Here is a 9,821-nt window from a genome sequence, read left to right as displayed (position 1 = left end):
TATTTCAGCCGAATACCGCCCATTAAGGTGAATGCCAATTCAAAAAAATCGGCTTTTGACCAGTCAGCCGGAGTTTCTGCTGTTTGTGCAAAGGTCTCTCAGTTGTTCATAAATTTTAATTAAATTTTTTAAAGGCTTCTAAAGCATCAAGTTTCCTATCGAGAAGTAGGTTATGTAGACATGATGACATTACATTCATCTACAAATTTCTATCGAGAGGTAATTGATGTAGTCGATATAAATGTCTACAAATCAAAATCAATTAAATATTTGGAGCATAACATGAAAACTAAACAATTAAATGTAAATATTCTTGTGGCTGTAATGGCTTGTGCTTTCGGTACGGTACAAGCGGCAGATGGCATCAAGATTAGCGAAATGCAATCAACAGCCAATATACGCGGGGCAGTAATACAGACAACCCTTGGTAACGGCAGTGAGAGTGAATTAGGAATTGCTTCAGCGAGAGGCAATGTAGAAATGAATAAATTTACTTCCAATGTTAGTGTCAGGGGCGCAGTAATACAGACAACCCTTGGGAACAAAAATAAAAGCAGTTTGTTGATAGGAAGTGCTTCTTCCAAATAAAGTCTAAGTTCGTTCTGGGAGTTGCTCTCTGGGCAACTCCCTCTATAGATCAGTTAACAGATCAATGGAGTAAAACATGAAAAAGAATGTTAAAAATTTCAAAATTTTAATTTATGGAAGCATTGTGGTGTTGTGCTTGCTCATTTTTAGTAGACATGCAGAAATTAATATTGTAACCGTAGCCCATAAAACACACGTTGTAATTAATAAAAAAACTCAACAGGTTGATGGTATGACGCCAATTCATCAGTTAAATATAGATACCATAAATTGATTTAGGCTTTGCTGGATTTTTGTCTATATATAATTTTTGAGTAAAAATTCAAAATAACCAGAAACTTAACTTAAAAGTAAGGAGAACTAAAAAATGACCAAGCAACTACTTTTTTTATCAGTACTAGTATTTTCATTGCCAATAGTGGCGAGAGAATTATTACCCATTAATCCAAACACTTCTAAATGCGATTTATTAGGAGCCTTAAATGGGTTTGATAATCTTCCCCCAGATTGCCCTCGCTCTTCATCTGGAGGGGGTCTTAAAGGTAGTGGATTTGTTAAAGATGAGCCTCAAAAAACTGCACAGTTAGAAAATCAACAATTTGAAAATAATTCTGCGGAGTTATCCAGCATTGCCAGATCGTCTCTGCGTAATCTTGCTGATGCCATGAACGAAACACCCAATGAACGTTATGCCATTCAAGGCCATGCCAGCCGAGTGGGTTCTTATGAGTTAAATATGAAATTGAGTATCCGACGGGCAAATAACGTTAGAAATTTTTTGGTCGTGTCGGGGGTTGCAAAGAACTGCTTAATAGCACAGGGGTTTAGTTACGACAAGTTAAACGATGAAGATCATCCAGAAGATGCCAGTAATCGAAGAGTTGAGTTCTTAAATATCAAGGAGATCAACCAATGAAACCAAGTCTTGTCATAGTGGCATTATTTATTTGTGCCAAAAGCATCACTGCATTCCCTTTCGAATTAAACCAGCGGACACATATTGCGCCGCAGCAACATGCAAAAGTGAACAATGTAATTGCCCGTAGCTATATCCAAGGTGCAGAGACGAAATATGATAGCCCAACTACTTCGCAAAGCCAGCGTTCGCCATCACAAAGCGTTCAAATCGGTGGTGGTAATAGGCCTAGTATTACCGTGATCAGAGGTGATGTTATTGCAGTGAATAAGCGTCGCTAATCACTCACCGTCGAGGGCTTTGTCATGATAAATAAAATCTTTGAAAAAACTATAAGTAGTCTTGTCATGTTGTCTTGTTTGAGCGGTTGCTTTAGTCAATCATACCAAGCGTTGGAAACTCGTCAGCCCAGAATGAAACCCGTACGGAATATTACTAACATGGAAACCGCATTGAGTTGCATGGACAGTTTGTTAGCTAAATCCAAACTCCCACCAGTCTATGTTACTTCCACAGGACTGCCAGATCGTTCCAGTGATAAAACGATTGTAAATAGCGGGATGGAAATGCTCACCGAAGCCATATCAACATTATCAAGAACCAGCAATGTGTTCCGGTTTATCGACTTTACCGTGGTAGCACCAGCGACCCCTGTATCAAACCCGAACCAAAAAAATAGTGATCACGGCCTGTTAGATTCAAAAAACCTCTTAACATGGGTGAGTGGAATTGGTAAAACTGAAGTCATTGTCAACCATCCTGACTGGACAATAGAAGGCTCAATTTCTCAAATTGACGATTCTGTCATCTCTGAAAACAGGGGGGTAAGCCTGAGTTTTTCAGGTGTGGACTTTGGCTTATCGGCTGATCATGTCAGCAGTGTAATTAGCTTAGACTTACGCTTAGTTAATTATGATACTTTGCAAATGAGAAATGGTAGTGCGATTTCAAATTCTATCGCCGTCATGCGCTCTGGAGTAGCGGCGGATATCGGAGCCAGAATCAGTTCAAAAGCAGGAGTCTATATTGATGTAAGCAATGATAATAACGAAAGCGGCGGTCATGCCGTGCGAACATTGGTGCAATACAGCGTGTTAAAGCTGTTGGGGGAATTTACAGGCTTGCCCTATCAAACCTGTTTACTGAATGATAAGCAGTCAACTTATGAAAACTTAGTAAAAGAAACTAAAACTGTACCGGCAATCCAACCACTGCGATTAACGATTAACACTTCCAGAGGCAATCGCGGGCCAATTTTTCTTCCCAATGAATCCGTGGATTTTTCAGTGACCGTCAATCAAGATGCCGAAGTCAATTGCTTTATTAATGATGCGCAAGGCCGCATCCGCCCTGTTTTCCCGAACTTAAGCCAACCCAATGCTAGGCTAGCAAGAAGTCAAACGTTGGTTTTTTCCAAAACCACTTCAAACCTGGATTATCGCTTTGATACGGCGGGAGAAATTGGTGAAATTGTTTGTCTCGCGTCAACAAAGAAACTAAAATCACCTTGGCCACTTAACAGGGACGTAAAACAGGCTCAACCAATGCCTGTCAGTAATGTTAAAAATCTTGAAACGGGTTATCGGCAAAAAACTGCCGATGAAGTTAAGTTTGAAACCATTACGCTGCAGATAGGAACTCAACCCATTTAGTTTATCAAGCAAGCAGTAAGCGGAACTGGTCAATGATAAATGTATAAAAGACGAGTAGTCTTAATAAATAATGCAAGCTACCAGGAGAAATTAAATGTTTACCAAAGCGGGTTACAAAAATCATAATTTTTTATCAGCCGATTTAGATTTAACGAACTCAGGTTTAAAGAGAGCTAAATTCTTAAGCCTCTACTTGTTACTGTTCACTCTAATAAGTCTATGTTCTGTTAATAACGCCATGGCTACAACTGGCAAAAAACGCTTTGCTTTTGTCGTGGGTAATGCTAATTACAGTGGAGAGTCTTGGAAACGATTAGATAATCCAATCAACGATGCCCGAGGCATCGCCAAAAAATTAGAAATTTTTGGTTATGAAGTGATTACGGGTGAGAACCTAAACTCTAGCCAGTTTGAGGAAAAACGTGACCAATTCGTCTCCAAGCTTAAAGCAAACCCTGATAGTGTGGCTTTCTTCTATTATTCTGGGCATGGTGTTTCAAACGTTAATGATAAAAAAAACTACTTAGTCCCAATAGACATTAAAGATACAAATAATATCGAGACTCAAGCCAATGGGCTTGATAAATTGATTGAAATAATTTCAGGAGGGCATCCTCGATTAACTCTAGCTGTCATTGATGCTTGTCGAGGGCAGGATATTAGTAGCGAGATCAAAAACGCAATGAATGAAATGAAGTTGCCAGTGAATGTTACGCTGAGCTTTGCCAGTCAATTTGGTACACGGTCATTAGATAAAATTAACGAAAACGATACCAACAGCCCCTTTGCCAAAGCCTTGCTTGAAGCCTTAGATGACCGGAAGTTAACGGATATAAGCCAGATTTTTAATAAGACCCGTCAGCTAGTTAAAGATCGGACAAGAAACTTTCAGATACCCACCGAAATCAATACGCTTGAAAAAGGTAATACTTCCCTCAGCACAATATTTCCTCGTATCGATGCGAAGACTTTTCCGCGGTATAACGCTTCTCCAGAACAATTGGCGCATCTTGAAAAGGCTGTTAAAAATGGCGATGCTGAAGCGCAATTTGTTATGGCTTTGCGCGCTATGGGGAGCTCGCAAAATGGCGAAAAGCCATTCAATGACGAAGCTAAATATTGGCTGGAATTGGCGGCAAATAATGGTCATCCAGAGGCGCAAGGTTTATTGGGAATTGCCGGTGTAGATGTAAAAAACCATAATGTTAATGAAAAAAGTGTAGCAAGGATTAAACAAGCCGCCGTGAATGGCGATTCATATTCTCAAAGTTTTTTAGGAACGCTTTTTCTTGAAGGCATTGGCGTTCCAAAAGATGAGATAGAGGCGGGGAAATGGCTTAATTTGGCTGCTGACCAAGGCAATGTGTCTGCGTTTTTTGAATTAGGCATGATGCATAAAGACTGTAAAGGAAACTTTCCTAGAAATGTTATTAAGGCGGTTAATTTACTCAGAAAAGCCAGTGAAAAGGGTCATAAAATGGCGCAGCTAATGTTAGGAATGACTTTGCTAACAGAGAAGGAGGCACCTATTGATAAGGTTGAAGCTTCCCATTGGCTTAAGAAGTCAGCCGACCAAGGAGAGTCAATGGCAAAAGATCTATTGAAAGAAATCGAAACCAAGAGCCAATCAGATTTTGTCAGAGCAGCAGAAGCAAACAGTGCTAAACAAACTCATTGCAAGCAAACTGCGCCATTACAAAATGACCTTAAACAAATGGAAAACCAGTTTAATGAACTCAGCGTAACCAGCAGAACTAAACTTGAAACCTTTATTAAACAAAACTGCGAACAGAAATTTGATTTGATCAGTAAAAATGCAAGCCGTAATGACAAATTTGCCCAAATGTTGCTCGGCGGGTGTTATGTGTACGGTGCAGGCGTTGACCAGGACGACCGCGAAGCCGTCAATTGGTTTAAAAAGTCGGCGGCACAAAACCATGCCGGTGGACAGACGAGCCTTGGGCAAATGTTAGCGATGGGGAAAGGCGCAGATAAAGACGATGTTGAAGCCGCAAACTGGTATCAAAAAGCGGCAGACCAAGGCGATGCAGAGGGTCAATTGTTTTTAGGATTAGCATATCTGAATGGTAAAGGCGTTCCTCATGATGAGGCTCAGGGATTTTCCTGGATAAAAAAAGCATCGGAGCAAAATCACCCTTTAGCTCAAAAAGCATTATCTCGACTCTATAAGCTGGGACGTGGTGTTGAGCAAAATGATGACGAAGCCGAAAAATGGCGTTTAAAAGCGGAAAACAGTGGCTTCGAGGATATAGATAGAATTATCGGTTCAGATTGAACCAAATTTTAAAACCATCGTTGAGAAAAAGCTTTAAGGAAAAATCAAAATGAACGTCATTAACAACTTTATTCGGGATTTTATTGGCATACTGCCAGCCTGCCAAAGCGATGATTACGAAAAGTTTCGGTCAAGGGTTTATGTTGGATTGCTATTAACCTTCAAAAAATACCAAAAATATTATGAATATAACTTGTTGTACAGGAGCTACCAAGATAAGGCCACGGTTGAAATAATCGCCCACAAGCAGGATATTGGCACTCAACCATTTGTGACCAAAGACAAAGGTGAGGATAAATTATTAACCCCATCCTTTAGGTTTTCTGAAGAAGTTGTATTTTTTATCGATGATGTGATTTGGTTTAACGTATTAAAGTTGGCTAATAATTTAGGCGCAAGCCCTGGGAATGCCCAATTATTATTCACTAGGCTTTGCGCGTTACATGTCGATAAAGTTTGGCAAGAAGTAAGCATTTTAAGAACAAAAAAACCTAATAGCTATGCAGAAAACATAATTCCCAGTATTAGAAAAACTTCCACGAGGCTTAAGTCACTGTGCGATGAAAACGAGCCGTCTTATGGCGAAGTTGCCCAGCGCCGAAAACTAGAGTTAGGGGATTTTTATCTCAACCTTAATAGTAACGACATTAAGCTTCCTTCCGAATTATCGCTGGATAATATTTTTTACTGTTGCCCGCAACCCTTGCAACAAAATTATTACCAAGATGAGGAATTCAAAAAACGCCTCACTAAGGTTCTTGAGCATTCGAATGAGCGTTACAGCTTATTTCGTTCCTGCGGATTAAACCCGCAAGAATGGTATCACCGTGACGTATCAATCCAGGAATTACGCGAGCTTAAAGCACTAAGAACTTTGGCAAAAACGTTACATTCTAAGCCTCGGCAAGATGGGAATATCCCAGATTATGCATTAGGGGAAGAACATTATGCGGCCGTATTTGCTTGGGTTCCAGAATATTTGCGGCTAATGACAGCCTTAAACAAGTTAAAAAAAGCTCCGCCCAATTGGGTGAAAGAGGAAGATGTGACTGAGAAATTTGCTAAGGCTATCGCTCTTCTTGATAAACAGTTGCGCGATTTAGCTTATCTCCAGATGATATCAGAACAAAAACAGTTGGAAGTAGAGCCGTCATTAAAGACGGTTTATAACCGATTGGTGGTGCAACTCCATAGACAACCCGCTTTAAAACAAAAAGCCAAGGTTGCCCGTTTTGTTACTTTTGATCAATGGCGAGATAATGAAATTGGGATGGCAATGCTAAATAATATTCATTTTGTGGATATTGATACACTTAACGAGCCAGCGTTTGATTATGAAGAGGACGAACTGCAAGAAACTGACTTTCCTGAAGATGTTGAAACTATAGAATCAAACTCTGCATTCGTTGGAGACACAGAGTCAGATATTGCTTACGTTGAAGATGACCAGAAAGAAAGTGCTCAATTTAAATTTGATAACCCTGAGCTAGCGTACAAGCCTTGTTTTAAGATATTGGTTAAGGAGTTCCCTAAGCTGTTTGATCCGATGATGGCTTTCTTTTTTAGTTCTATGTTGGATGATCCACATTGGCGATCAAGCATTGAAACCAATATCGAATTCAAAAAATTACAAGTTGATAATCTTCGCTATAAGCATTTACAAGGCGAAGCTTTACATGACCAATTGTTTGAAGATGCGGAAGTTTTGATTGCGAACAATTTAGCCCAATTAACCAAACTCAAAAATAAAATAGCTTAAAAAATAGAGGTATATATCAATGGAAACAAACTTAACACAACCATTAAGCCAAGATGACCAAACCAGGCTGTGGCTACGCGCTTGGCACCAACTTCATGCGATGCGTGATAATTCAATAACGGCACATGACATAGATGAGGCGATCAAAACTTTACCGGTAAGATTAGCCAAGGAAAAACTTGCAGACTGGTTGCATCGGGCTGAATACTATATGGTTGCGGATTTTATTCGCCATGCCGCCAGTTCAGGGTCAGAACGCTACCCCTTGCCAGAACACCCTTTGGAAACCGATGATTTTCGTTTGACTATTGCGAAGAAGAATGAGGGTTTGGAAATAACTATACAAGCCCTTGCTGGGGCAATCGACGAATTTGCGGATTGCTTGTTTGAAATTGTCGATGGCACAGGAGAGAATCAAAAGTCTTTGGCTGAATTTATGTTAGATGAGAAAGGTTATGCCAGAATATGTTTGCCAGATAATGACGAAAATCGACGCGCTTTACTACGGCCTCAATTATGGCGAAAAAATCAGATTATGGAATGAATCGCCGGACAATATTGATACCATTATCTCAGATGGACCAGCCAAATTTAGTCCGCTTTATGGAACTTATTGTCGAACCGCGGGAGGGTAAAGATAAAACGTTTAGTCAGTTACGGTTTTGGGGTCTAAATTCAGCAATAAATAAGGCAAAACAACTGATTTCCTGCTTAAAGCATGCGCCGGAACCGTCAGTACTACATTGGGTAAATCCTAATCCAAATATATCAGGGTTTGATGGTATTGCCTTGGGTCTGGCTATCGGCTCGTATGCAATGAACCAGCCAAACGGGTACAGAAAAATTTTCTCATTAGGTAAACTGACTGCCGATAATATTTTAATAGGCAATGGTTATATTGAACAGGCATTATCCGCGCTTTCAGTTTTGCCGCCACAAAACAATGTGTCCCGGTGTCTTATTATGCCTCTATTGATAAAGACTAGTCCTAAGATTCGAGATCTTCTAGGACGAATACAGTCATTGGGTATTGATGTTTATCCTGTTGCCACTTTAGATCAGGCGATGCATATTGCTTTGGTAGCTCACCATGGCTAATAAAACAAATAGTCGATATACCGTGTTTATTCCTGTGAAAGTAGCAGGGTCTGAAAATGGAAAGCTATTTACTATTCATTGCGAAAAAATTACAGATACAGAAGAAAAAGCCATACGTGATCGTGGTGGAAATCCAGTTATCGATAAATTAGAGCGCAGTCTAAAATCGCAAGGGAAGTGTGCGTATGCAGCATTGGAAAAGCTACTATCCCCCGAAGAAAAACAGAATATTCCTTACGCAAAAAGTGTGCTTATTCCTGATGAAAGTGATGGCAACATAACTGAGGGTGGGAGCGCCGAATTAGGCATTGCCTTAGCCATATTAATGCACGCTGGAAAATCGAAAGATACCTATGTGATAGCAACAGGAACATTAGACAGCAGTGATTTTGGAAATGACTTTGATGTTGCTATTACCAAAATTGATGGACTCCCGGAAAAATTCGATGCCATATTAGACAATCATAAAATAAAAAATATTAAGTTTTTCTTACCTAAAGCCAATGGATCAGAAGTTGAAGAATACCTGTCTTCTGGTGGATTTCGGCAAAGGTTTGTTGAACATTCCATTGAGATAATTTTTGTTTCAACATTGAGAGAGGCTACACACAACTTAGGGTTACTTGATTATCCATATTTAGAACAACAACCGATGGTGGAGTCAAAAGAATCTATCAGCAGATATGCTCTCTATATTTTTATACTTTTTACAGTGATGGGGTTTTCTTATGTTTTAACAATTGGAATAGGGGCAAACGAAAAAAATGTGCAGAAAGAAGAAATGTTCAAAGTCAGCTTCTCTGCTAGGAATATAAACGGTGAAAATGTCAAAGGGCCTTTGGTTATTTGTAATCCAGAGGATGATAAACAAACTCCAAAGATATTTAAAAAATTACCTACTAGTTGGCCAAAAGCGTCTATCTCAATTAATGACAATCTATTTTTACCGATACATGTAGAAAAACTACCTAATGCACCGAGTGAGATTGCATCGTATTTTATATTAATGGCCTATAAGTCACCAAATAGTGAGCTTCAGTTTGTGGATTTTGACGAAGAGAGTACCGTCAAAGAAGTAATAGAACGACCTCTGGGAAAAGATTTTAATTGGTGGGTATCATTTAATAATATTGAGGAAGAAGGGATACAAATTATACTTGTAGACAGTAAAAAAATTGAGGTTGATAAGCTTTTAGAAGAATTTAATAAAGAATTTAAAACGAGTCCAAATGGCTATCAAAACAATACAAGAATCATGAGGTTTTTCAGCGAGCGAGTTCAAGGTAGTACAAGCTTTATCTACGAAATGAAGAATCTACCGCCAACATGTACAGACTAATGGCAATGATTAAGTGCAATAAAAAAATTTTATTATTTATTTTTTTTATGTTTTTTTCATCGTATGTTAACGGCTCTGATAAGGCATCCCAGTGCCAAATTATGCCTAAAGAATTTAATGGTGGAAAATTAGCATTTATTCGGGTTAATAATGATAATGAAAAATCGAGTTAT

At 39.2% G+C, this 9,821-nt stretch carries 10 protein-coding genes; all 10 read left to right on the top strand.

What is annotated here, in order from left to right; all coding sequences use genetic code 11:
• Window positions 1-282: 282 nt before the first annotated feature.
• The 10 genes from ABL924_RS16710 to ABL924_RS16665 all read left to right on the top strand — a co-directional run bounded on the left by ABL924_RS16710 (window position 283) and on the right by ABL924_RS16665 (window position 9,648).
• Entirely contained in the window at window positions 283-588 is a 306-nt protein-coding gene (locus ABL924_RS16710) for a hypothetical protein (RefSeq protein ID WP_349028239.1), read from the top strand.
• Between the two features lie 76 nt (window positions 589-664).
• Entirely contained in the window at window positions 665-862 is a 198-nt protein-coding gene (locus ABL924_RS16705; protein WP_349028238.1) for a hypothetical protein, read from the top strand.
• Between the two features lie 93 nt (window positions 863-955).
• Window positions 956-1,504 carry an OmpA family protein gene (locus tag ABL924_RS16700; RefSeq protein WP_349028237.1) on the top strand — a complete coding sequence of 183 codons (549 nt, stop codon included), beginning with the start codon at window positions 956-958 and terminating at the stop codon, window positions 1,502-1,504.
• Entirely contained in the window at window positions 1,501-1,785 is a 285-nt protein-coding gene (locus tag ABL924_RS16695; protein ID WP_349028236.1) for a hypothetical protein, read from the top strand. The genes ABL924_RS16700 and ABL924_RS16695 overlap by 4 nt, the downstream gene beginning before the upstream one ends.
• A gap of 24 nt (window positions 1,786-1,809) precedes the next feature.
• Window positions 1,810-3,156, top strand: a complete 1,347-nt coding sequence (locus ABL924_RS16690) for a DUF4384 domain-containing protein (RefSeq protein WP_349028235.1) — start codon at window positions 1,810-1,812, stop codon at window positions 3,154-3,156.
• 94 nt (window positions 3,157-3,250) lie between these two features.
• Window positions 3,251-5,452, top strand: a complete 2,202-nt coding sequence (locus ABL924_RS16685; RefSeq protein ID WP_349028234.1) for a caspase family protein — start codon at window positions 3,251-3,253, stop codon at window positions 5,450-5,452.
• A gap of 271 nt (window positions 5,453-5,723) precedes the next feature.
• Window positions 5,724-7,211 (top strand): hypothetical protein, encoded by a 1,488-nt coding sequence (locus tag ABL924_RS16680; RefSeq protein ID WP_349028233.1) that lies wholly within the window; start codon window positions 5,724-5,726, stop codon window positions 7,209-7,211.
• Window positions 7,212-7,230: 19 nt separating this feature from the next.
• Complete coding sequence (locus ABL924_RS16675; protein ID WP_349028232.1) at window positions 7,231-7,755, top strand: hypothetical protein; 525 nt, start codon at window positions 7,231-7,233, stop codon at window positions 7,753-7,755.
• Window positions 7,728-8,309, top strand: a complete 582-nt coding sequence (locus ABL924_RS16670; protein ID WP_349028231.1) for a hypothetical protein — start codon at window positions 7,728-7,730, stop codon at window positions 8,307-8,309. Before ABL924_RS16675 ends, ABL924_RS16670 begins: the two co-directional genes overlap by 28 nt.
• Entirely contained in the window at window positions 8,302-9,648 is a 1,347-nt protein-coding gene (locus tag ABL924_RS16665) for a hypothetical protein (protein ID WP_349028230.1), read from the top strand. The genes ABL924_RS16670 and ABL924_RS16665 overlap by 8 nt, the downstream gene beginning before the upstream one ends.
• Window positions 9,649-9,821: the final 173 nt, after the last annotated feature.

This window comes from Methyloglobulus sp. (genome assembly GCF_040079455.1).
In the GTDB taxonomy this organism is placed as follows: Bacteria; Pseudomonadota; Gammaproteobacteria; order Methylococcales; family Methylomonadaceae; genus Methyloglobulus.
This window is presented reverse-complemented; position numbering and strand designations above follow the sequence as displayed.